Below are 20,822 nucleotides of genomic sequence, written 5' to 3'. Positions count from 1 at the left end.
CGATGAAACCTCTTCCGTTAGTGTCTACCTGATACGGCCACCGATTTGTGCACGAGTTCCGAGTAAAGTTTGGCGTAGGGTTCCACCGCCTGGCTCCAGTTGAACGGCTGGGTCATGGACAGGCAGCGCATGGCGTTGAGCAGGTCGGGCTTGCTGTACACGTAGAAGGCCCGGCTCAGGGCTTCCTCGTAGCTGGCCACGGTGGATTCGTTGAACAGGAAGCCGGTGACGCCGTCCTCGATGGTGTCGGCCAGGCCGCCGGTGTTGCGCGCCACCGGCAGCGAGCCGTAGCGCTGGGCGTACATCTGGCTCAGGCCGCAGGGCTCGTAGCGCGACGGCATCAGCAGGAAGTCGCTGCCGGCGAACATGCGGCGCGCATCGGTTTCGTTGAAGCCGATGCGCACGCTGATCTTGCCGGGGAAGCGTTGGGCCAGCTCGCGCATGGCCTGTTCCTCTTCCGGTTCGCCACGGCCGATGATCGCGATCTGGCCGCCCTTGTTGACGATGTACTCGGCCACACCCTGGGTCAGGTCCAGGCCTTTCTGGTACACCAGGCGCGAAACCACGGCAAACAGCGGGCCTTCGGACTCGTCCAGCTCGAACAGTTCACGCACGTGGTCGGCGTTCACCTGTTTGCCTTCCCAGTCATTGAGGCTGAACGGGCACACCAGGTGCGGGTCGGTGGCCGAGTCCCAGCTGTCGTCGATGCCGTTGGGAATGCCGCCCAGCAGGCCCTGGTAGGCCTTGCTGCTGAGGAACCCGTCCAGGCCGCAGCCAAACTCGGGGGTGGTGATTTCCTCGGCGTAGGTGGCGCTGACGGTGGTGATGTGGCTGGAGTAGGCCATGCCGGCCTTGAGGAACGAGAGCTTGCCGTAGAACTCCATGCCTTCCTGCTGCAGCGCATGCTCGGGCACGCCCAGCTCGGGGCAGCAGGCACGGCTGACCACACCCTGGTAGGCCAGGTTGTGGATGGTGAACAGGGTAGGGGTGCTCAGGCCGCGCCAGTGCATATAGGCAGGGGCCATGCCGGCGGGCCAGTCGTGGGCGTGCACCAGGTCAGGCTTCCAGTGCACCATGCCCAGGCCGGCGGCAATGTCGGCGGCGGCCAGGCCCAGGCGGGCGAAGCGGATATGGTTGTCTGGCCAGTCGCGGCCATTGTTGGCGCCGTAGGGGGTGCCGTCGCGCTCGTACAGCTCGGGGCAGATCAGCACGTAGATGACCAGGCCATCGGCCAGGTCCATGCGGCCGATCTTGCACGGGGGCAGGGCCGCGTGGCCGCCCAGTTCACCCACCAGGTGGATGGGGTTGTCACTGTTGAGCACCTGCGGGTAGCCGGGGATCAACACCCTTACGTCGTGCAGCGGGCTCATCGCCCGGGGCAGGGCCTGCGACACGTCGCCCAGGCCACCGGTCTTGACCAGATCGGCGATTTCCGACGTTACGAACAGTACTTTCTGACGCTGAGAATCGCGACGCGCCTCGGTGTTGAGTGCCTTGCCCGTCGATGTGATCTGCGCCAGTTCAGTCGGCTCGCTTTCCTGCTGTGTAAAACGCTCTCCATGGATTTCGACAGCGGCACTGATCATTGTTCTCTCCCGTGCATTAATGCATGTGTGGCAAGCACCTGATTTGATTCAGCGACCCCACGGCCAAGCGCACAAGCGCGACGCGCGCCGGCGATCCTGCCGGTGGCGAATTGACTGGGTGGGGTGGGTCAGCCGCTGAAATGAACTTCACATCCGCGGCCTACCTTTAACCTGACCTGCCGCTATTGCGGAAGTTTCGACTTTTTACAGTCGAGCCTCCCGAGCGGTGTGCGGGCTGAGTTTTGAGTGTAGGAAAATTTTCAGACTTCGTGGTCACGGCACGACTGACGGAAGGTCGGGATGCGGTGGTGGGTTGGACCGGTTGGGGGCGGGGCCTTGAAATACGCGGGTTTGGCGGGGTGGCGGGGTTAGAATGAAATTTCTAGAAACACATCGGAACGTTGGGTTGTACGACGTTGTTGTGGGAGCTGGCTTGCCCCCCAGGCGGTTTTGGCACGAAAACAAACCTGGCAACACACACCCACCACAACTGTGTTGTGGGAGCTGGCTTGCCAGCGAGCTGTTGCGGCCCTAAAAACTCGCGGGCAAGCCAGCTCCCACAAAGTACAGTTGTTTCTCCGGAGCGTTCAGGCCGCGTCCGGAATGGGTCAGCCCTGCGGCATCAGCGACGAGTGATGGCTGCCGATCAGCCACTGCTTGCCATCCCAATCCCACGTATAGCTGTAGCGCGCCTGCACGGTTTCGCCGGTGGCGGCGAAGGTGAACTCATACACCCCGGCATCCAGAACCGTGTCGCACTGGCTGCGCACGCTGCGGCTGACGATGCGGCCTGTGGGGCGCTTGTCCAGAAAGTGCTGGAAATACTCCAGCCGTTCGGTGGGCGTCAGGCGTACCTGGTTGGACAACGTCGGCAGCAGCACCGCATCAACGTGGTAGGTAGCTGCAACCACGCCTGGGTCGCCGCTTTGCAGGGCGCTGTTCCAGCGGTCGAACAGTTCGCCCACTTGCGTTTCACTGGCGGTTTGGCACGCCTGGGCGGCGAAGGGGGATAACAGCAGGGCCAACAGGGTAAATCCTTTCATGCCAATCTCCACGGGAGGCCACCGCTGGATGCGACGCGCTCGGGCCAGGCACTCTAGGAGCCAGGCAAGTGGGGTGGTATCGGGAAAGAATTCCGGCGTTGGCCGGCAGGGCGAACCCCTGCCGGTACGGGGAGGGACAGAATCAGGCGATCTTGGCCTGGGCGCCACCGGCAATGCCGGTGTCCTGCTGGGACTGCAAGAGCATCATGGTTAGATGGGCGACCTTCTTCTGCAACCGGTCGCGTTCTTCTTTCAATTCGCGCAGTTCGTCACGGCGCACCGTGACATAGAGGGTTTGGGGGGGTGTTGCTGGCAGTAAAGTTCCCATTGCTCACCTCGCAAATGGCATGTCTCACAGTGAGGATAGCCGACCTTGAGCGTTTGCCAGGTCTGTCTGTACCTCTGTCGGCGCGGATTTTGATTTCTTTCGGGCGCCAAGGGAACTTTTTTATTTTTCATGGTCACCGTGTCTTTTTCTTCATGTGGCGGCAAGTGCCCGCAGGCGTTGAAGAAGGCTTGATGACAGAGGGTTTGAAGAAAAAAGTGCACCGACGAACGGCTAAAGTCGAAACTAACTCTGGCAACCCTGTACTAAGCTTTGAGACCATTAGCGCTTTGAAGGTGTGACACACCTATTTACGCATCAGTGGAGCACCGGCATGCAATTGGGAATCGTGGGACTGGGCCGCATGGGCGGCAATATTTCGAGAAGGCTGATGCGCGGAGGCCACCAGACCGTGGTCTGGGACCGTGATCAGTCTTCCGTGGCAAAACTGGGTGAAGAAGGCGCCGTAACAGCGACTGACCTGGCAGACCTGGTGCGTCAGATGGACGCACCCCGTGCTGTCTGGGTGATGCTGCCTGCGGGCGCGCCAACCGAAGACACTATCCAGCAACTGGCTGGCCTGCTGGAACCCGACGATGTGATCATCGACGGCGGCAACACCTTCTACAAGGATGACATTCGTCGCGCCAAGGAACTCGCCGAGCGCCAGATCCACTACGTCGACGTCGGCACTTCCGGCGGCGTGTGGGGCCTGGACCGCGGTTTCTGCATGATGATCGGCGGCGAAACCGCGATCTTCAACCGCCTCGACCCGCTGCTGGCCTGCCTGGCCCCTGGCGTGGGCGACATCCCGCGCACCAAGGGCCGCGAAGGTGAGCACAACAACGCCGAAAATGGTTACATCCACGCAGGCCCGGCCGGTTCCGGCCACTTCGTGAAGATGATCCACAACGGCATCGAATACGGCATGATGCAGGCCTTCGCCGAAGGCTTCGACATTCTGAAGACCAAGAACAGCACCGCGCTGCCGGAAGACCAGCGCTTTGACCTGAACCTGGCCGAGATCGCCGAAGTATGGCGCCGCGGCAGCGTGGTGTCCTCCTGGCTGCTGGACCTGACCGCCGACGCGCTGGTCGGTGACCCGGCGCTGGACGGCTACTCGGGCTCGGTGTCGGACAGCGGTGAAGGTCGCTGGACCATTGACGCGGCAGTGGAGCAGGCAGTACCGGTACCGGTGCTGGCAGGTTCGCTGTTCGCACGTTTCCGTTCCCGCCAGGAAAGCACCTACGGCGACAAGCTGCTGTCGGCGATGCGCTTTGGTTTCGGCGGCCATATCGAGGTTCCTAAATGACACGGGCAAAGTCCAAGGTAGACGCAGCACCCCCCACTACGCTGTTTCTCTTTGGCGCCCATGGCGACCTGGTAAAGCGCCTGCTCATGCCGGCGCTGTACAACCTGAGTCGTGACGGTCTGCTGGACAATGGCCTGCATATCGTCGGTGTCGACCACAACGAGGTCAGCGATGCTGACTTCGCTGCCAAGCTGCACGATTTCATCATCGAGCAGGCGCGCGCGAAAAACCCGGAGGGGGCCGAAAAGGCCCTCGACCCGGCGCTGTGGGCCAAGCTTGCCAAGCGCATCAGCTACATCAGTGGCGATTTTCTCGACGATGGCACCTACCAGGCGATTGGCGAGCGCATAGCCGCCAACCGCACCGGCAATGCCGTGTTCTACCTGGCCACTTCGCCGCGCTTCTTCAGTGAAGTGGCGCAGCGGCTGGGCCACGCCGGGTTGCTCCAGGAGCAGCCCGACGCCTTCCGCCGCGTAGTGATCGAAAAACCCTTCGGTTCCGATCTGCCTACCGCCGAGGCCCTCAACGCCTGTTTGTTGAGCGTCATGAGCGAAAAGCAGATCTACCGGATCGACCACTACCTGGGCAAGGAAACCGTCCAGAACATCCTCATCAGCCGTTTTTCCAACGGCATTTTCGAGGCTTTCTGGAACAATCACTATATTGACCACGTGCAGATCACCGCGGCGGAAACCGTCGGGGTGGAAACACGGGGCAATTTCTACGACAGCACCGGCGCCCTGCGCGACATGGTGCCCAACCACCTGTTCCAGCTGCTGGCCATGGTCGCCATGGAACCGCCGGCCGCCTTCGGTGCCGACGCGGTACGTGGCGAGAAGGCCAAGGTGGTCGGGGCTATCCGCCCCTGGTCCAAGGCCGACGCGCTGAAGAACTCGGTGCGTGGCCAGTACACGGCGGGCGAGGGCGGCAAGCCCGGCTACCGCCAGGAACCCAAGGTCGACCCGGAAAGCCGCACCGAGACGTTCGTGGCACTGAAGGTGATGATCGACAACTGGCGGTGGGTGGGCGTGCCGTTCTACCTGCGCACCGGCAAGCGCATGAGCGTGCGTGACACCGAGATCGCCATCTGCTTCAAGCAGGCGCCCTATGCGCAGTTCCGCGACACCGAGGTGGAGCGCCTGGCGCCCAACTATCTGCGCATCCAGATCCAGCCCAACGAGGGCATGTGGTTCGACCTGATGGCCAAGCGGCCGGGGCCGGCACTGGTGATGGAGAACGTCGAGCTGGGCTTCGCCTACAAGGATTTCTTCCAGATGCAGCCGTCCACCGGTTACGAGACGCTGATCTACGACTGCCTCACCGGTGACCAGACGCTGTTCCAGCGTGCCGACAACATCGAGAACGGCTGGCGTGCGGTGCAGCCATTCCTCGATGCCTGGCGTGACGGTGGCAAGATTGACACCTACGCCGCCGGCGAGGATGGCCCGGAGTCGGCCGAGGAACTGTTGGCCCGTGACGGCCGCTCCTGGCACAGCCTGGGATGAGTGAACCGTCGAACGACCTCATCCGTTTGGTGCTCAGCGACATGGACGGCACCTTGCTGCTGCCCGACCACACCGTGGGCGACCGTGTGCTGGCAGCCATCAGGCAACTGCGCGAGGCGGGCATCGCTTTCAGCCTGGCCAGCGCGCGCCCGCCCCGGGCGATGCTGGCGATCGTTGAACAGTTGGGCATCGACGTGCCGTTCGCGGCGTTCAACGGCGGCACCCTGGCCAACCCCGACGGCAGCGTGGTGGCACGCCACTGCGTCGACCGGCGTGCGGTGGAGACCAGCCTGGCGCTGTTCGCCCGGCACCCGGTGGCGGTGTGGCTGTTCGCTGACGACGAGTGGTACCTGACCAACCCCGACACTCAGTACCTGGGCAAGGAGCTAGACGCCCTGGGTTACGGCTACGTGCAGGTCGACGACTTCACCCCGTACCTGGACCGTGTCGACAAGATCGTCGCCACCTGCGCCGACTTCGACTTGCTGGCGCGGCTGGAGCACGAGCTCAGCGGCCTGATCGAGGGCCAGGCCCTGGCGGCCCGCTCGCAGAACTACTACCTGGACATCACCGCGCTGCTGGCCAACAAGGGCGAGGCCCTGGCTGAGCTGGCCGAGCACCTCAAGGTGCCGCTGGCGCAGACGGCAGTGCTGGGCGATGGCGGCAACGACGTGGCGATGTTCAACCGCGCCGGGCTGTCCATTGCCATGGGCCAGGCTGAGGACGGGGTCAAGGCGCACGCCGACCACGTCACCGGCAGCAACCGCGAGCAGGGCGTGGCCGATGCCATCCGCGACCTGATCCTGCCGAGGGCGCCGCACACCCGCTGAATTTTCCCGCACAAGGTTGACCCCACCATGGCCGCATTGATTGAAGACTATGCCTTGCTCGGCAATTGCAGGACTGCCGCGCTGGTCGACAAGCAGGGCTCGCTGGACTGGCTGTGTTTCCCCCGTTTCGACGCACCCGCCTGCTTCGCCGCCCTGCTGGGCGACGAGCATAATGGCCGCTGGCGCCTGGCACCCAGCGAGCCGTTCGAGGTCAGCCGCGCCTACCGTGACGGCACTCTGGTGCTGGAAACCACGTTCACCACTGCCAGCGGCCAGGCGCGGTTGATCGACTTCATGCCGCCAGGTGAGCACAGCAGCGTGGTGCGCATTGTCGAAGGCGTCAGCGGCACGGTGGCGTTCGACATGGAGCTGATCATCCGCTTCGACTACGGCAGCAGCGTGCCCTGGGTAGAGCAGGCCCATGCGCAGGTGCTCACCGCCGTGGCCGGCCCGGAGATGCTGGTGCTGCACAGCGCCACGCCGCTTGAGGCAGTGGACCACGCCACCGGCAGCCGTTTCAGCGTGGCCGCTGGCGAGCGGCGGGTGTTCGTGCTGACTTACCAGGACTCCATCCTGCCGCTGCGCGAGGCATTCGACGGCGAGGCGGCGTTGGCGGAAACCGAAAGCTTCTGGCGTACGTTCACCGACCGCTGCCCGGACGTGGGGCCTTACACCGAACAGGTCAAGCGTTCGCTGATCGTGCTCAAGGCCCTGACCTACGAACCCACCGGCGGCATCGTCGCCGCGGTGACCACCTCGCTGCCGGAATTCCTCGGTGGCGAGCGCAACTGGGACTACCGTTTCTGCTGGCTGCGCGACGCCACCATGACCCTGCTGGCGTTCATGAACCTGGGCTACTTCGAGGAAGCCAGCGCCTGGCGCGAATGGCTGATGCGCTCGGTGGCTGGCAACCCGGAACAGATGCAGATCATGTATGGCCTGGGCGGCGAGCGGCGCCTGCCCGAATATACCCTGCCGTGGCTGAGCGGCTACGAAGGCTCGCAGCCGGTGCGCATCGGCAATGCCGCCGCCACCCAATTGCAGCTGGACGTGTACGGCGAGGTGGCCGACGCCATGACCCAGGCGATTCGCGGCGGGCTGCCGCGCCACCCGCGCAGCCGGGCGATCTTCGGGGTGATCATGCCGTACCTGGAAAGCATCTGGCGCAAGCCCGACGAAGGCCTGTGGGAGATCCGTGGCGAGCCGCGGCACTTTGTGCACTCCAAGGTGATGGCGTGGGTGGCGTTCGACCGCTCTGCGAAGCTGCAGGCCGGTGAGGGTGGTGACGCCGAGCGAGGCCGGCATTACCGCGCGGTGGCCGACCTGATTCATGCCGACGTCTGCGCCCACGGCGTCGACCCTCGGCACGGCGGCTTCGTGCAGGCCTACGGCTCGGCGCAGACCGACGCCAGCCTGTTGCAGATCGCCCTCACCGGCTTCCTGCCGGTGGACGACCCGCGTTTCCTGGCCACCCTGGGGCAGATCGAGCAACGCCTGATGCGCGATGGCCTGCTGCTGCGCTACGACACCGAGACCGGTTGCGACGGCCTTGAGCCGGGGGAGGGGACGTTCCTGGTGTGTTCGTTCTGGCTGGCCGACGTCTACGCCATGCTGGGCCGCATGGACGACGCCCAGGCGCTGTTCGGGCGCTTGAGCGGCCTGTGCAATGACGTCGGCCTGCTGGCCGAGCAATACGACCCGCGCGGCGGGCGCATGCTGGGCAACTTCCCGCAGGCGTTCAGCCACATCGGCATCATCAACACCGCCCTCAACCTGCACCGCGCCCAGTGCCCGGCGCAAGAGCGCGCGAAGGCCTCATGACGCGGCCTGCGGCCGCTGCTACACACCTTCTGTAGCAGCGGCCACAGGCCGCGTCCCGGCACACAGGGCATTTCGGCCAACCTGTGGAGCACGCTTTTCCTGGCGCATTGTCTTGGTATAGTCCTTCCCATCAATAACAAAGGACGCCCGCCATGACCGAGTACCAGGCCTTCCACGTCGAACTCAAGGGCCATGTCGCCCACGTGCAGATCAACCGCCCCGACAAGGTCAACGCCATGAACGCGGCGTTCTGGCGCGAGATTATCGAGATCTTCCAGTGGGTGGACGACACCGAGGCCGTGCGCGTGGTGGTGCTCAGCGGCGCTGGCAAGCACTTCTCCGCCGGCATCGACCTGAGCCTGCTGGCCTCGGTAGCCAGCGAACTGGGCAAGGACACCGGCCGCAACGCCCGCGCCCTGCGGCGCAAGATCCTCGAGATGCAGGCCTCGTTCAACGCCGTCGACAGCTGCCGCAAACCGGTGCTGGCAGCGGTGCAGGGCTACTGCATCGGCGGTGCCATCGACCTGATCGCCGCCTGCGACATGCGCTACGCTGCCGCCGACGCGCACTTCTCGATCAAGGAGGTGGACATGGGCATGGCTGCCGACGTCGGCACGCTGCAACGTTTGCCACGCATCATCGGTGATGGCATCCTCAGGGAATTGGCCTACACCGGGCGCAAGGTCGATGCCGAGGAAGCGCGCAGCATCGGCCTGGTCAACCGCGTTTACCCCGACACCGCGAGCCTGCTCGATGGCGTATTTGCCATCGCCGCCGACATCGCCGGCAAGTCGCCAATCGCCATCGCCGGCACCAAGACCATGATCGGCTACATGCGCGACCACAGCGTTGCCGACGGCCTGGAATACATCGCCACCTGGAACGCGGCGATGCTGCAGAGCGCTGACCTGCGCGTGGCCATGGCCGCGAGCATGAGCAAACAGACACCGCAGTTCGATGACTGACATTCGATAAGGAGCCCCTGATGTCTCAACGCTGGACCACCGCCGTACTGGATACCAGCCTGCCCGGGGGCTGGGCCGTGGCCCGCTGCGCCCAGGGCTTTGCCTTCGACGCCAATGGCGTGCTGTTTCCCCGCGAATGGCTGAAGAAGCAGGGGCTGGACGTGCTGGCCGAACACGGCATCGGCCACTTCGACGGTGAGCCGGTGTACCTGCTGGAACTGCACGGCCCCGCCGATATCGACGGCGTGCAGTGGCAGGGCCTGCGCCAGTTCATGCTGCAGGGCGACTTCGACACCTACAAGCTGCTGGCCTACGCCGCGCAGATCGGCACCTGGGCCCGCGAGCACCGTTTCTGCGGCAGCTGCGGCCAGCCCATGAGCCAGATCCACTGGGAGCGCGCCATGTATTGCCAGGCGTGCGACCTGCGCAGCTACCCGCGCATCTCGCCGAGCATGATCGTGCTCATCACCCGTGGCGACGAGATCCTGCTGGCGCGCTCACCGCGCTTTGTCACCGGCGTCTACAGCACCCTGGCAGGCTTCGCCGAGCCGGGTGAGTCGGCCGAGGATTGCGTGCGCCGCGAGGTGATGGAAGAGGTGCAGGTCAAGGTTCGCAATATCCGCTACCTGGGCAGCCAGTGCTGGCCGTTCCCGCACTCGATGATGCTGGGTTTCCACGCCGAGTATGAAAGCGGCGAGATTGTGCCCCAGGCCGACGAGATCGAGGACGCGCAGTGGTTCAACGTGCATGAACTGCCGCCGCTGCCGGCGTCGCGGTCGATCGCGCGGTATTTGATCGACCACTACGCGGCGCAGCGCTTAGGGTTGGCTGAACCAGTGCTGCCAGGCTAGCCGCACGGTCAGCCCCAGCACCACGGTGATGAACACCGGGCGAATGAACTTCGCCCCACCACTGATGGCGCTGCGCGCGCCGAAGAAGGCGCCTACCATCAGGCAGGTGCCCATGCTCAGGCCGATCAGCCAGTCCACGCTGCCATTGATGATGAACACCGCCAGCGCCGCTGCGTTGCTGACGAAGTTCATGGTGCGCGCCACGCCGCTGGCGCGGACCAGGTCGATGGGGTACATCAGCATCGAACTGACCGTCCAGAACGCACCCGTGCCCGGGCCGGCCACGCCGTCGTAGAAGCCCAATGCCAGGCCCTGGGGGATCTGGCGTTTCTGCTTGATTGGCGCGTGGCTGTCCACCGGGCCCTTCGGCGTGCCGCCGAACAGCAGGTACAGGCCGCAGGCGAAGACGATCACCGGCAACATCTTGTTCAGCCATTCCGAGGGCATGTAGTGCGCCGCCACGGCGCCCAGCAGCGAGCCCACCAGCGTGAAGATGATGGCGGGCCACCATTCCTTCGGGTGGAACAGCTTGCGGCGGATGAAGGTGAAGCTGGCGGTGGCCGAGCCGAAGGTGGAGCTCAGCTTGTTGGTGCCCAGCACCAGGTGCGGCGGCAGGCCGGCGGTGAGCAGCGCAGGCGTGGTCAGCAGCCCGCCGCCACCGGCGATGGCATCGATGAAACCGGCCACGAAGGCGACGACGGCAAGAATGAGGAGGGTAGTGGGGTCGGTGCTCAGTTCGAAAGGCATGGCGCAGATCGTTGTTTTTGGCAGGGCGCGTATTTTAGCCCTTTGAGTCCCAAAAAGCTCGCTGGCAAGCCAGCTCCCACCTTTGTGGGAGCTGGCTTGCCAGCGAGCTTTAACAATCTGAAGCACAACCGATGTTTCCCGCACCGGGCACCTGTGGTTACCGTTGCCATTTTTCCCAAGGAGGCAATGGAATGCCTTGTTCAGTGATATTGCGCAAAGGCCGCTTTTCAGGAGAAGGGCAAATCTACGTCTTGACTACCAATACCTTTGACCGCGAAGCGTTCTTTACCGACTGGCGCGTGGGGCGACTGGTAGTGCGTGAACTGATGCGAACCGAGGAACAAGGCTGGCTGGATTCTTTGGCATGGGTGGTGATGCCGGACCATTTTCATTGGCTGGTTCAATTGCGTACGGGCAGTTTGGCGGCAGTCATGCGCAGGACCAAGTCACGATCAAGCCAGGCTGTAAATCGATTGCTGGGTCGCTCTGGGCAACTTTGGCAGCAGGGATTTCATGATCGGGCTATTCGCAAGGAGGAGGATTTGCTGGCTGTGGCACGGTACATCGTCCGAAATCCAGTGCGGGCGGGACTGGTCGGTCACGTTGGGGATTACCCCCTGTGGGATGCGGTGTGGGTTTAAGAGCTCGCTGGCAAGCCAGCTCCCACAAGGGTCAGTGCAATCCGCTGGTCTGTTGTGAATGGCTGGCTGACAGGATAGCTCTCTTACCAAGGGCCAGTGCAGCCTGCCAGTTTGATGTGAAGCGCTCGCTGGCAGTGCAGTCTGCCCATGTGGGAGCTAGCTTGCCAGCGAGCTGTTGGGGTCAGGACAGGAAACCGCCGTCCACGTTCAGCGCCACGCCGGTGGTGTAGCTGGAGGCGTCGCTGGCCAGGTACAGCACGGTGCCGGCCATCTCGCTGGGGGCGGCCACGCGCTTGAGCGGGATTTGCGCCAGGGCGGTGTTGAGGATGGCGTCGTTCTTCACTAGCGCCGAGGCGAACTTGGTGTCGGTGAGGCCCGGCAGCAGGGCGTTGCAGCGGATGCCGAACTGCGCGCACTCCTTGGCGAACACCTTGGTCATGTTGATGACCGCCGCCTTGGTGACCGAGTAGATGCCCTGGAACACGCCCGGCGACACGCCGTTGATGGACGCGACGTTGATGATGCTGCCGCCGCCGTGCTCGCGCATCAGCTTGCCGGCTTCCACCGACATGAAGAAGTAGCCGCGGATGTTCACGTCCACGGTCTTCTGGAACGCGCCCAGGTCGGTGTCCAGCACGTTGCAGAACTGCGGGTTGGTGGCGGCGTTGTTGACCAGGATGTCCAACCGGCCAAACTCTTCGCGGATGCGGCTGAACACCTGGCTGATCTGCTCCATTTCGCCGATGTGGCAGGCGATGGCAGTGGCCTTGCCGCCGTCGGCAACGATGGCGTCGGCCACCTGCTGGCAGCCGTCCAGCTTGCGGCTGGACACGATGACGTGGGCGCCCTGTTGGGCCAGCAGTTTGGCGATGGCCTCGCCGATGCCGCGGCTGGCGCCGGAAACGAAGGCGATCTTGCCGTCGAGGTCGAACAATTGCGTCTTGGACATCTCGGTTTCCTTACAGGGTGGAGTGCTTGATGACGTTCAGGCTCATCTGTTCCAGCAGCTTGTTCATGTGGATGAACTGGGCGAAGCGCTTGTCCTGGGTCTGGCCGTGGAAGAAGCGGTAGTAGATCTGCTGCACGATGCCGGCCAGGCGGAACAGGCCGTAGGTGTAGTAGAAATCGAAGTTGTCGATGCGGATGCCCGCGCGCTCGGCGTAATAGTCCACGAACTCGCGGCGGGTGAGCATGCCTGGCGCATGGCTGGGTTGGCGGCGCATCAGTTGCACCGGCGCCGGGTCGTCGGCCTGCACCCAGTAGGCCAGGGTGTTGCCCAGGTCCATCAGCGGGTCACCGAGGGTGGTCAGCTCCCAGTCCAGCACGCCGATGATCTGCATCGGGTCGCGGGCGTCGAGGATCACGTTGTCGAAGCGGTAGTCGTTGTGGACGATGGCCGGCTTGGCGTGGTCGGCCGGCTGCTTGTCGGCCAGCCAGGCTTTCACCGTGTCCCAGGCTGGCGCGTCGGGGGTGCGGGCCTTGTCGTAGCGGTCGCTCCAGCCGCTGATCTGCCGGGCCACGTAGCCCTCGGGCTTGCCCAGGTCGCCCAGGCCGCAGGCCTGGTAGTCCACCTGGTGCAGGTCGACGAACTTGTCGATGAAGCTGTGGCACAGGGCGCGGGTGCTGGTGGCGTCCAGGCCCAGCTCGGGCGGGATTTCCGAGCGCAGGATGATGCCTTCCACCCGCTCCATCACATAGAACTCGGCGCCGATCACCGACTCGTCGGTGCAATGCACGTAGGCCTTGGGGCAGTACGGGAACCCGGCGTTGAGCTGATTGAGGATGCGGTACTCGCGGCCCATGTCGTGGGCCGACTTGGCCTTGTGGCCGAAGGGTGGCCGGCGCAACACGAATTCCTGCCCGGGGTATTTCACCAGGTAGGTGAGGTTCGACGCGCCACCGGGGAACTGGCTGATCACGGGCGTGCCGGCAAGGCCGGGAATATGCGCCTTGAGGTAGGGGTCGATACGCGCGGCATCGAGCTCTTCGCCGCTGCGCACGGCAGTGGACTGGTCAGTTAGCGCCATGGTTATCCCTTTTGCTTATTCTGGAGGCGTCAGATCATTGAACAATCTAATGCGCGACAGGGCAGGGGACAAGGGGAGGACGGTGTTATAGGCGGGGGTGTTGCAGGGGGATCAACAGCGCGGATTGTAGATCCCCTGTAGCAGCGGCCGCCAGGCCGCGTCCAGCCTTCACGCGGTACATCAGCTGTACCGCGGAGCCTGGGACGCGGCCTGGCGGCCGCTGCTACGGGGAGCGTCTTAGTTCAGGCCCAGCTTGCCACGCAGGGTGGACAGGTCTTCGGCCAGGGTGTTGACCGGGCCGATCAGCGCCTTGCGGTCAGCATCCTTGACCTTGTCGTAGGTTTCGAAACCGCCATCCTTGGTCTTGTACTTGGCCAGGATCTTGTCCACGGTGGCGAAGTTCTTGTCGACCTTGCCCACGAAGGCTGCGTCTTTCTTGGAGACTTGCGGGCGGAACAGGTCGAAGATTTTCTTCGCGCCGTCAACGTTGCCCTGGAAGTCATACAGGTCGGTGTGGCTGTAACGGTCTTCCTCACCGGACACCTTGGTGGCGGCCACTTCTTCCATCAGTGCGGCAGCGCCGCCCACGACTTTCTCAGGCGGGAAGGTCAGGCCGGCGACGCGGGTCTGCAGGTCCTTGACGTCGGTGTTCAGCTTGTCAGCCAGGGCTTCCAGGCCTTTGGTGGTCTTTTCCGAGTACAGGCTGTACTCCAGGCGGTGGAAGCCGGTGAAGTCTTCGGCGGTCACGCCTTTCTCGTGGTCGTCGACACGGGAGTCGATCGAGGCGTCGAGGTCGCTGAACAGCTCGGCGATCGGCTCGATGGACTCATAGTGGACGCGAGTCGGGGCATACAGCTTCTTGGCTGTTTCCAGGTCGCCTTTCTTGATGGCGTCGGTGAACTTCTGGGTTTCGGCGCCCAGTTTGTCCAGCTCTTCGGTCACGTAGATCTTGTAGTCCGAGATCGGCTGAACCAGGTCCAGCGGGGAGTTGTCGGCGGCGAAGGCCGATACCGGTGCGTGGAGCAGGCCAAGGGACAGCAGCAAAGCGAGTGGCGACTTCTTCATGAAAGGATCCCCGATGGTGTCAAAGACTTAAGCGTTTTTGGTTTTGGTGGCTTGCAGCAGCGAACGACCGATGTAGTCCTGATCGTTTTTAACCCCCGGCAGGGTGAAGAAATAACCACCGCCCATAGGCTTGAGGTATTCCTCCAGAGGCTCGCCATTGAGGCGGGTCTGCACGGTGATGAAACCTTTTTCCAGGTTGGCCTGGTAGCAGATGAACAGCAGGCCCATGTCCAGCTGGCCGTTCTTGTTCACGCCGTTGGAATAGTTGAACGGGCGGCGCAGGATCAGGTTGGCCTGGGACTCGGGCGTGCGCGGGTTGGCCAGGCGAATGTGCGAGTCCAGGCGCGTGAGCTTGCCTTCCGGGTCCTTGTGGTAGTCGGGCACGTCGTGCTCGGTGGCGCCATCGAACGGCGCACCGGTGATTTTCTTGCGGCCGAAGATGCTTTCCTGTTCCTGCAGCGGAGTACGGTCCCAGCGCTCGACGAAGTTGCGGATCAGGCGCACGGCCTGGTAGCTGCCGTTGGCGGCCCAGGCCGGCTCTTCGCTGCCCGGTTGTACCCAGACAATGGCGTCCATGGCCTTGTTGTCGTTGGAATCGGGGTTGGCCGAGCCGTCACGGAAACCAAGGAAGTTGCGCGCGCTCTCGGCGGGGGCGTCAGCCTTCTTCGGTGCTTGTGCAGGCACGGTGCCTTCCTGCTTCCAGCGCACCAGCAGCAGGTCGGGCATGTTCTTGACGATGTCACGCAGGGCGTGGATGTTGGTGTCCGGCGTGTTGGAGCAGAACTGCAGGGTCAGGTCGCCGTGGCACAGGGCCGGCTCCAGGGCGTCGTTGGGGAAACCGACCATCTGGCTCAGGTGCTTGGGCTTGGCGTGTTCCAGGCCGAAGCGCTCGTCGAACAGCGAGGCACCCACCGAAACGGTGATGGTCAGGTTGTCCGGCGTCACCACCGGGCCGAGGATGCCCGAGTCCACGGGTGGCAGCTTGGCGTCCACCTGCTCGACTTCGCCGCCGGTCATCAGGAACTTGATGCGCGTGTCCAACAGCTTGAACAGGCGCTCCAGGTCCTTGTGGTCGCTGGCCAGCACGTCGAAGGCGACCATCATGCCGGCCGCCGGGCGCGGCGTGACGATGCCGCTCTGGTGCTGGCCATGGTAGTCGTGGCGGTCCTGGGTCTTGTCGCTTTTCGGCGCTTCGGCCACTTGCGCCTCGGCGGCCATGGCCGGGCAGCTCAGGGCGCTGCCGGCCAGGGCGACGCCAGCGGCGCCCATACCCATCAGGACGCGACGGCGTTGCGCGTCGACCGGGTTGTTGCTGTTCTTGATATCGCTCATCAGTGTCGTCGTCTGTTTTTACAGGGCCGAGAGGCCGAGGGCTGGATCGATTCCGTCGAGTGCGTCGGCCAGTGCCTTGGCCTTGTCGGCGATCTGCTTGCGCTGATCCGGGCCGACCTTGTCATACGAGAGGTAGCTGTCGCCGTCGCGCAGGCTGCCCAGCTGGCTGTCGAGGTCGGCTGCGGCTGCGTCGATCTTCACCAGCAGGTCGGCGGCGGACTTGGCCAGCACCGGGCGCAGCAGGTCGACCACTTTGCGCGCGCCGGCAAGGTTTGCCGCGAAACCGTTCAGGTCAGCGTGGCTGTAGCGCTCTTCCTCGCCGTTGGTGCGCACGTCGGCCAGGCTGTGCAGGTTGCGCGCAACAATCCCGACAAGCTGCTCTGGCGGCAGGTTCTGCGCCAGCAGTTGGGTTTTCAGCGCGGCGACGTCGGTGGCCAGTTTCTGTGCCACGGGCGCCAGGCCGTCGAGATTCTGCTGCTGGAACAGGCCGTATTCGATGCGGTGGAAACCGCCGAAGCCTGGGTCCTGCTCGCGTTTTTCGTAGTAGTCGGCGCGGGCGTTGATCGCGTTGTCCAGCTCGGAGAAGCGCTGGGCAGCGGCGGCCAGGCCTTGGTAGGCAACGCGTGCGGGCACATAGGCGGCGCGGGCGGCGGCCAGGTCACCGGCGCTGATGGCCTGGTTCAGGGCGTCGACGGCGCGTACCAGGGCGCTGCCTTGCAGGCTCAGGTACACGCGGAATTCGGACAGCGGGCCGACGAAGGCGACCATCGACGGCCGCGCCTTGGCGTTGGCCTCGGATTCGGCGGTAGGGGTGACCTTCAAGGTGCCGCGCGGGTTGCTCAACAGGCCGCAGGTAATGGCGTAGTCGCCGGGCGCCAGGTTGGCGTTGATCACCTGGCTCATGCCCGGGGTGATGTTCTCGCGTTCTTCCACCACCAGTACGCCGTCGAGGATTTCCCACTCCACCGCGCGCTCGGATTTGTTGACGATGCGGAAACTGGCGCGGCCGGCCGGAATGGTCAGGGCGTTCGGTTCGCAGCTGTGCGGGTGGATGTTGACGACGATTTCATCGTGGTTCGCCTGGCGCTTGCTGGAGGCCATTTGCGAGGCGTAGTAGAACAGTGCACCGGCGGCGACCATCACCACCACGGAGCCGGCCACGGCCGCGCGCAGGACGCGCGGCGACAGGCCTGGAGCTTGATTGGACATTGACTGGGTAAGCCTTAGGAGTGAGTAGCGGGGGCAGGCTTGCGAGCCACGGGGGCGCCAGCCGGCAGGAAGAACAGCACCAGGGCGAAGGCCAGGTAGATCAGGTAGGCGCCCAGGGTGCTCACGGTAGGAGCGTCCTGGTAGCCGAACATGCCGGCCAGTACCGAACCGACAGGGCCGTCCATCGGCAGGATGGCGCTGATGTCGAACACCACTTCCTGCAGCGAGTTCCACAGGCCGGCTTCATGCAGCGCCTGCACGGAGTTGGCCAGGATGCCGGCGGCCACCACCAGGATGAACAGGCCGGTCCAGCGGAAGAACGCCGACAGGTTCAGGCGCATGCTGCCGGTATAAATGCCGAAACCGATGGCCACGGCCAGGATCAGGCCCAGCAGCGCGCCCAGCGGTGCGCCGGGGCCTTCGCTTTGCTGGAACACGGCCAGCAGGAAGAATACGGTTTCCAGGCCTTCACGGGCGACGGCGAAGAACACCATGGCAATCAGGGCAATGACCTGGTTGTTGGAGTTGGCCAGGGCGCGGTCCATGGATTCATGCAGGGAATGCTTGATGGAGCGGGCCACCTTGCGCATCCAGAACACCATGGAGCTGAGGATGACTACGGCCACCAGGCCTACGGCGCCTTCGAACAGCTCTTGCTGCTTCTGCGGGAATTCGGCACTGACCAGTTCCAGGCCGCCGCCCACCAGCAGGGCGATGGCTGCTGCCAGGAACACGCCGATCCACACGGCAGGCATCCACTGACCGCGACCGGTCTGTTTCAGGTAACTGGCAATGATGCCAACGATGAGCGCGGCTTCAATCCCTTCGCGCAGCATGATCAAAAATGGAACCAGCACTTCGCACCACAATCTTAAGAAGGATGCTAACTTGTAACATAATGAGACTTATTATTGAATACAGGGGCCATCATTTTGGATAGTTTTCCCCGAAAATTTATCTCCGCAATTGGCAAAGCCCTTGCATTGAAATGCGCCCCGTAGCAGCTGCCGCGAGGCTGCGTCCGCTCTTTGTCGCGCCCTGAATATCGGGGTGAGGCGCTGGAGGGCGACGCAGCCTGCGGCAGCTGCTACGCGATTGTGGCAGGCAAAAAGAACCCGGCTATTGAGCCGGGTGCTTTTTTGTTACCAGAGATGTATCAGCCTGGAAACAGTTCGCTCAGCTTCATCGCCAGCATCATGTCGCCTTCGGCGCGCAGCTTGCCGCCCATGAATGCCTGCATGCCGTCGGTCTCGCCGCTGACGATGCCCTTCAGGGTTTCCTCGTCCATCACCAGGGTCACCTGGGCGTCAGGGTTTTCGCCCTGCAGCAGTTCGCAGGTCTTGTCCTTCACCACCAGCGAGAAGTTCTTGGTGTCGTCGATGCGGAAGCCGAAGACCAGGTCCAGGCCAGCGGCGGCGGACGGGTCGAATTTGGCCTGCATTGCTTCTTGGGCTTTCTCTAGGGTGCTCATGCTTCGATCCTTTTTCTCAATGGGGCTAACGACAGGTATTGCAGTGGGCCGGGCTCATCGGTAGGTGATGAACTCCGGCGCCTTCAGCAGTTGCAGGTGAGTGTGACTGTTGAAGGAAGCCAGGGCTACCTCGCGGCCGCGGAATTTCAGCTGGCTGAGCGAGGTGTTGACGATCTGCCAGTTCAGCTCGAAAGCCTGGGCGGCAGAGACGCCGGTAATCAGGTGCAGCAGGGCGGCGATGGTGCCGCCCGAGGTGAACACGGCGATGTTGGTGCCGCTGCCCGCCTGCTCCAGCAGGCGCTGCAGGCCCGCCTCGACGCGGGCGACGAAGGCGGCCCAGCTTTCGGTTTCCGGGGTGGGGTGCTGGCCGCCGTGCCAGCGGCCCATCAGCAACGCGAACAGGCGCTGGAATTCGCTGCGGTTGTGCGCCGCGTTGCGCAATATATGCAGCGCCTCGGGCTCGTCGGGCAGCAGGTCGGGCAGCAACGCGCGTATGACCGCCTCGGCGTCGAATTCGTTGAAGGCGGGGTCGGTTTCCACCGCCAGGTCGGCCACGCCCATGGCTTCCAGCGCCAGGTGCGCGGTGGCCTGCTGGCGCCGCAGGCTGCCGGCCACGCAGCGGTCCAGGTGCAGGCCGAGGTCGGCCAGGTGCGCGCCCAGGACCTGCGCCTGGCGCATGCCCAGCGGCGACAGCACGTCGTAGTCATCGGCGCCGAAGCTGGCCTGGCCATGTCGAATCAGATAGATGCTGCCCACGTCCGCGTCGTCCCGGTACGTTGAAAGTGCCTTGGAGGTTATGAGGATGCCGGGGGCCTGTCAATGAAAAAACATACGCTTGTTTGAATTGCCTGACATGACCTGTAAGTCACGCAGGCTGGTAGCCGCAGGGGCGCACCGGTATGCTGGAAGTCTGTCCTGGCCCTTCACTCACGAAGGGCGCAATGCACGTAAGGAGTCACCGTGGAGTTTCTCTCCGAGTACGCGAGTTTTCTCGCCAAGACCGTCACCCTGGTCCTGGCGATCATCGTGGTGTTGACCGCCATCGCCGCCCAGCGCGGCAAAGGGCGCCGCAAGACTGCCGGCCAGTTGCAGGTGAGCAAGCTCAACGATTTCTACAAGGGCCTGCGCGAGCGCCTGGAATCGACCCTGCTGGACAAGGACCAGCTCAAGGCCCTGCGCAAGCAGGAAGCCAAGGCTGAAAAGAAAGGCAAGAAGAAGGCCGAGGCCAGGCCGCGGGTGTTCGTGCTGGACTTCGACGGCGACATCAAGGCGTCGGCCACCGAGAGCCTGCGCCACGAGATCACCGCGCTGCTGACCCTGGCCACGGCCAAGGACGAAGTGGTGCTGCGCCTGGAAAGCGGCGGCGGCATGGTGCACAGCTATGGCTTGGCCAGCTCGCAGCTGGCGCGCATTCGCCAGGCCGGCGTGCCGCTGACCGTGTGCATCGACAAGGTCGCGGCCAGCGGCGGCTACATGATGGCGTGCATCGGCGAGAAGATCATCAGCGCGCCGTTCGCCATCCTCGGCTCGATTGGCGTGGTGGCGCAGTTGCCCAACGTCAACAAGCTGCTGAAGAAGCATGACATCGACTTTGAAGTGCTGACCGCCGGCGAGTACAAGCGCACCCTGACCGTGTTTGGCGAAAACACCGAGAAGGGCCGCGAGAAGTTCCAGGAAGACCTGGACATCACTCACCGCCTGTTCAAGAACTTCGTCGCCCGTTACCGCCCGCAGTTGCCGATTGACGAAGTGGCCACCGGCGAAGTCTGGCTGGGCGTGGCGGCGCTGGAAAAGCAACTGGTGGACGAGTTGAAGACCAGCGACGAATACCTGGCCGAACGCGCCAAGCAGGCCGAGGTGTTCCACCTGCACTACGCCGAGCGCAAAAGCCTGCAGGAACGCGTAGGCCTGGCGGCGAGCCATTCGGTAGAGCACGTGGCAGGGAAGGTGTGGGAGAAGGTCAGCCAGCAGCGGTTCTGGTAAGAGTCCGCTTGTGGTAAAGCCGGCCTTGGCCGCGATGTGCGCTTGCGGGCGTCATCGCGGCCAAGGCCGGCTCCTACCGGGGGTGTTTGAGGTGAGCCGCGACGGTACA

20 protein-coding genes are annotated in these 20,822 nt (G+C 63.8%); 8 read left to right on the top strand and 12 right to left on the bottom strand.

Translation table 11 applies throughout. The features are described from left to right. Positions 1 to 17 precede the first annotated feature (17 nt). The 3 genes from glgA to AC0SZ7_RS23320 form a co-directional block, all read right to left on the bottom strand. Entirely contained in the window at positions 18 to 1,586 is a 1,569-nt protein-coding gene (glgA, locus tag AC0SZ7_RS23330; protein ID WP_475506584.1) for a glycogen synthase GlgA, read from the bottom strand. A gap of 608 nt (positions 1,587 to 2,194) precedes the next feature. Then, on the bottom strand, positions 2,195 to 2,629 hold the full coding sequence (locus AC0SZ7_RS23325; protein WP_475506583.1) for a DUF4440 domain-containing protein: 435 nt from the start codon (positions 2,627 to 2,629) through the stop codon (positions 2,195 to 2,197). A gap of 142 nt (positions 2,630 to 2,771) precedes the next feature. Continuing rightward, on the bottom strand, positions 2,772 to 2,957 hold the full coding sequence (locus tag AC0SZ7_RS23320) for a DUF6026 family protein (protein ID WP_475506582.1): 186 nt from the start codon (positions 2,955 to 2,957) through the stop codon (positions 2,772 to 2,774). A gap of 295 nt (positions 2,958 to 3,252) precedes the next feature. Between AC0SZ7_RS23320 and gnd the strand changes: the two genes are divergently transcribed. The 6 genes from gnd (at position 3,253) to nudC (ending at position 10,238) form a co-directional block, all read left to right on the top strand. Further along, a complete protein-coding gene (gnd, locus tag AC0SZ7_RS23315) occupies positions 3,253 to 4,266 on the top strand; it encodes a phosphogluconate dehydrogenase (NAD(+)-dependent, decarboxylating) (RefSeq protein WP_475506581.1) in 1,014 nt (337 codons plus the stop codon). Further along, the gene (gene zwf / locus AC0SZ7_RS23310) at positions 4,263 to 5,771 is read left to right on the top strand and encodes a glucose-6-phosphate dehydrogenase (protein WP_475506580.1); all 1,509 of its coding nucleotides are present in this window, start codon (positions 4,263 to 4,265) and stop codon (positions 5,769 to 5,771) included. Before gnd ends, zwf begins: the two co-directional genes overlap by 4 nt. Next, complete coding sequence (locus tag AC0SZ7_RS23305) at positions 5,768 to 6,601, top strand: HAD family hydrolase (protein ID WP_475506579.1); 834 nt, start codon at positions 5,768 to 5,770, stop codon at positions 6,599 to 6,601. Before zwf ends, AC0SZ7_RS23305 begins: the two co-directional genes overlap by 4 nt. Positions 6,602 to 6,628: 27 nt before the next feature. Then, positions 6,629 to 8,422 carry a glycoside hydrolase family 15 protein gene (locus AC0SZ7_RS23300; RefSeq protein ID WP_475506578.1) on the top strand — a complete coding sequence of 598 codons (1,794 nt, stop codon included), beginning with the start codon at positions 6,629 to 6,631 and terminating at the stop codon, positions 8,420 to 8,422. A 152-nt stretch (positions 8,423 to 8,574) separates the two neighbouring features. Beyond that, positions 8,575 to 9,387 carry a crotonase/enoyl-CoA hydratase family protein gene (locus AC0SZ7_RS23295; protein WP_475506577.1) on the top strand — a complete coding sequence of 271 codons (813 nt, stop codon included), beginning with the start codon at positions 8,575 to 8,577 and terminating at the stop codon, positions 9,385 to 9,387. 20 nt (positions 9,388 to 9,407) lie between these two features. Continuing rightward, positions 9,408 to 10,238 (top strand): NAD(+) diphosphatase, encoded by an 831-nt coding sequence (nudC, locus tag AC0SZ7_RS23290; RefSeq protein ID WP_475506576.1) that lies wholly within the window; start codon positions 9,408 to 9,410, stop codon positions 10,236 to 10,238. Here the strand turns inward: nudC and AC0SZ7_RS23285 are convergent. Then, positions 10,206 to 10,985: a TSUP family transporter gene (locus AC0SZ7_RS23285; protein ID WP_475506575.1), complete on the bottom strand. Its 780-nt coding sequence runs from the start codon at positions 10,983 to 10,985 to the stop codon at positions 10,206 to 10,208. The genes nudC and AC0SZ7_RS23285 overlap by 33 nt on opposite strands. A 191-nt stretch (positions 10,986 to 11,176) precedes the next feature. Between AC0SZ7_RS23285 and AC0SZ7_RS23280 the strand changes: the two genes are divergently transcribed. Beyond that, complete coding sequence (locus tag AC0SZ7_RS23280; RefSeq protein ID WP_475506574.1) at positions 11,177 to 11,626, top strand: REP-associated tyrosine transposase; 450 nt, start codon at positions 11,177 to 11,179, stop codon at positions 11,624 to 11,626. A 181-nt stretch (positions 11,627 to 11,807) separates the two neighbouring features. Here the strand turns inward: AC0SZ7_RS23280 and AC0SZ7_RS23275 are convergent, their stop codons facing one another. The 8 genes from AC0SZ7_RS23275 to AC0SZ7_RS23240 all read right to left on the bottom strand — a co-directional run bounded on the left by AC0SZ7_RS23275 (position 11,808) and on the right by AC0SZ7_RS23240 (position 19,486). Then, entirely contained in the window at positions 11,808 to 12,575 is a 768-nt protein-coding gene (locus AC0SZ7_RS23275; RefSeq protein WP_475506573.1) for an SDR family oxidoreductase, read from the bottom strand. Between the two features lie 10 nt (positions 12,576 to 12,585). Next, positions 12,586 to 13,653, bottom strand: a complete 1,068-nt coding sequence (locus tag AC0SZ7_RS23270) for a phosphotransferase family protein (RefSeq protein ID WP_475506572.1) — start codon at positions 13,651 to 13,653, stop codon at positions 12,586 to 12,588. Between the two features lie 237 nt (positions 13,654 to 13,890). Further along, on the bottom strand, positions 13,891 to 14,718 hold the full coding sequence (efeO, locus tag AC0SZ7_RS23265; protein ID WP_475506571.1) for an iron uptake system protein EfeO: 828 nt from the start codon (positions 14,716 to 14,718) through the stop codon (positions 13,891 to 13,893). 27 nt (positions 14,719 to 14,745) lie between these two features. Next, positions 14,746 to 16,050, bottom strand: a complete 1,305-nt coding sequence (gene efeB / locus AC0SZ7_RS23260; RefSeq protein ID WP_475506570.1) for an iron uptake transporter deferrochelatase/peroxidase subunit — start codon at positions 16,048 to 16,050, stop codon at positions 14,746 to 14,748. A gap of 18 nt (positions 16,051 to 16,068) precedes the next feature. Further along, a complete protein-coding gene (efeO, locus tag AC0SZ7_RS23255; RefSeq protein WP_475506569.1) occupies positions 16,069 to 17,259 on the bottom strand; it encodes an iron uptake system protein EfeO in 1,191 nt (396 codons plus the stop codon). A 14-nt stretch (positions 17,260 to 17,273) separates the two neighbouring features. Continuing rightward, positions 17,274 to 18,116, bottom strand: coding sequence for an iron uptake transporter permease EfeU (gene efeU, locus AC0SZ7_RS23250; protein ID WP_475506568.1), 843 nt, complete (start codon positions 18,114 to 18,116; stop codon positions 17,274 to 17,276). A 299-nt stretch (positions 18,117 to 18,415) separates the two neighbouring features. Continuing rightward, positions 18,416 to 18,730 carry an SCP2 sterol-binding domain-containing protein gene (locus AC0SZ7_RS23245; protein ID WP_475506567.1) on the bottom strand — a complete coding sequence of 105 codons (315 nt, stop codon included), beginning with the start codon at positions 18,728 to 18,730 and terminating at the stop codon, positions 18,416 to 18,418. A 54-nt stretch (positions 18,731 to 18,784) separates the two neighbouring features. Beyond that, the gene (locus tag AC0SZ7_RS23240) at positions 18,785 to 19,486 is read right to left on the bottom strand and encodes a histidine phosphatase family protein (RefSeq protein ID WP_475506566.1); all 702 of its coding nucleotides are present in this window, start codon (positions 19,484 to 19,486) and stop codon (positions 18,785 to 18,787) included. Positions 19,487 to 19,690: 204 nt separating this feature from the next. On the opposite strand from AC0SZ7_RS23240, the gene sohB reads away from it, so the two are divergent. After that, positions 19,691 to 20,713: a protease SohB gene (gene sohB, locus AC0SZ7_RS23235; protein ID WP_475506565.1), complete on the top strand. Its 1,023-nt coding sequence runs from the start codon at positions 19,691 to 19,693 to the stop codon at positions 20,711 to 20,713. The last annotated feature ends 109 nt before the right edge of the window (positions 20,714 to 20,822 follow it).

It is taken from the genome of Pseudomonas sp. JC1203 (assembly GCF_056175065.1).
This window is presented reverse-complemented; position numbering and strand designations above follow the sequence as displayed.

What these genes read in the sequence shown, in the direction of transcription:
- glgA (WP_475506584.1), bottom strand. Translation starts at nt 1,586, where the DNA reads ATGATCAGTGCCGCTGTCGAAATCCATGGAGAGCGTTTTACACAGCAG.
- AC0SZ7_RS23280 (WP_475506574.1), top strand. Translation starts at nt 11,177, where the DNA reads ATGCCTTGTTCAGTGATATTGCGCAAAGGCCGCTTTTCAGGAGAAGGG.
- AC0SZ7_RS23275 (WP_475506573.1), bottom strand. Translation starts at nt 12,575, where the DNA reads ATGTCCAAGACGCAATTGTTCGACCTCGACGGCAAGATCGCCTTCGTT.
- AC0SZ7_RS23285 (WP_475506575.1), bottom strand. Translation starts at nt 10,985, where the DNA reads ATGCCTTTCGAACTGAGCACCGACCCCACTACCCTCCTCATTCTTGCC.
- AC0SZ7_RS23320 (WP_475506582.1), bottom strand. Translation starts at nt 2,957, where the DNA reads ATGGGAACTTTACTGCCAGCAACACCCCCCCAAACCCTCTATGTCACG.
- efeO (WP_475506569.1), bottom strand. Translation starts at nt 17,259, where the DNA reads ATGTCCAATCAAGCTCCAGGCCTGTCGCCGCGCGTCCTGCGCGCGGCC.
- efeB (WP_475506570.1), bottom strand. Translation starts at nt 16,050, where the DNA reads ATGAGCGATATCAAGAACAGCAACAACCCGGTCGACGCGCAACGCCGT.
- nudC (WP_475506576.1), top strand. Translation starts at nt 9,408, where the DNA reads ATGTCTCAACGCTGGACCACCGCCGTACTGGATACCAGCCTGCCCGGG.
- AC0SZ7_RS23305 (WP_475506579.1), top strand. Translation starts at nt 5,768, where the DNA reads ATGAGTGAACCGTCGAACGACCTCATCCGTTTGGTGCTCAGCGACATG.
- zwf (WP_475506580.1), top strand. Translation starts at nt 4,263, where the DNA reads ATGACACGGGCAAAGTCCAAGGTAGACGCAGCACCCCCCACTACGCTG.
- AC0SZ7_RS23295 (WP_475506577.1), top strand. Translation starts at nt 8,575, where the DNA reads ATGACCGAGTACCAGGCCTTCCACGTCGAACTCAAGGGCCATGTCGCC.
- AC0SZ7_RS23270 (WP_475506572.1), bottom strand. Translation starts at nt 13,653, where the DNA reads ATGGCGCTAACTGACCAGTCCACTGCCGTGCGCAGCGGCGAAGAGCTC.
- efeO (WP_475506571.1), bottom strand. Translation starts at nt 14,718, where the DNA reads ATGAAGAAGTCGCCACTCGCTTTGCTGCTGTCCCTTGGCCTGCTCCAC.
- AC0SZ7_RS23325 (WP_475506583.1), bottom strand. Translation starts at nt 2,629, where the DNA reads ATGAAAGGATTTACCCTGTTGGCCCTGCTGTTATCCCCCTTCGCCGCC.
- AC0SZ7_RS23245 (WP_475506567.1), bottom strand. Translation starts at nt 18,730, where the DNA reads ATGAGCACCCTAGAGAAAGCCCAAGAAGCAATGCAGGCCAAATTCGAC.
- AC0SZ7_RS23300 (WP_475506578.1), top strand. Translation starts at nt 6,629, where the DNA reads ATGGCCGCATTGATTGAAGACTATGCCTTGCTCGGCAATTGCAGGACT.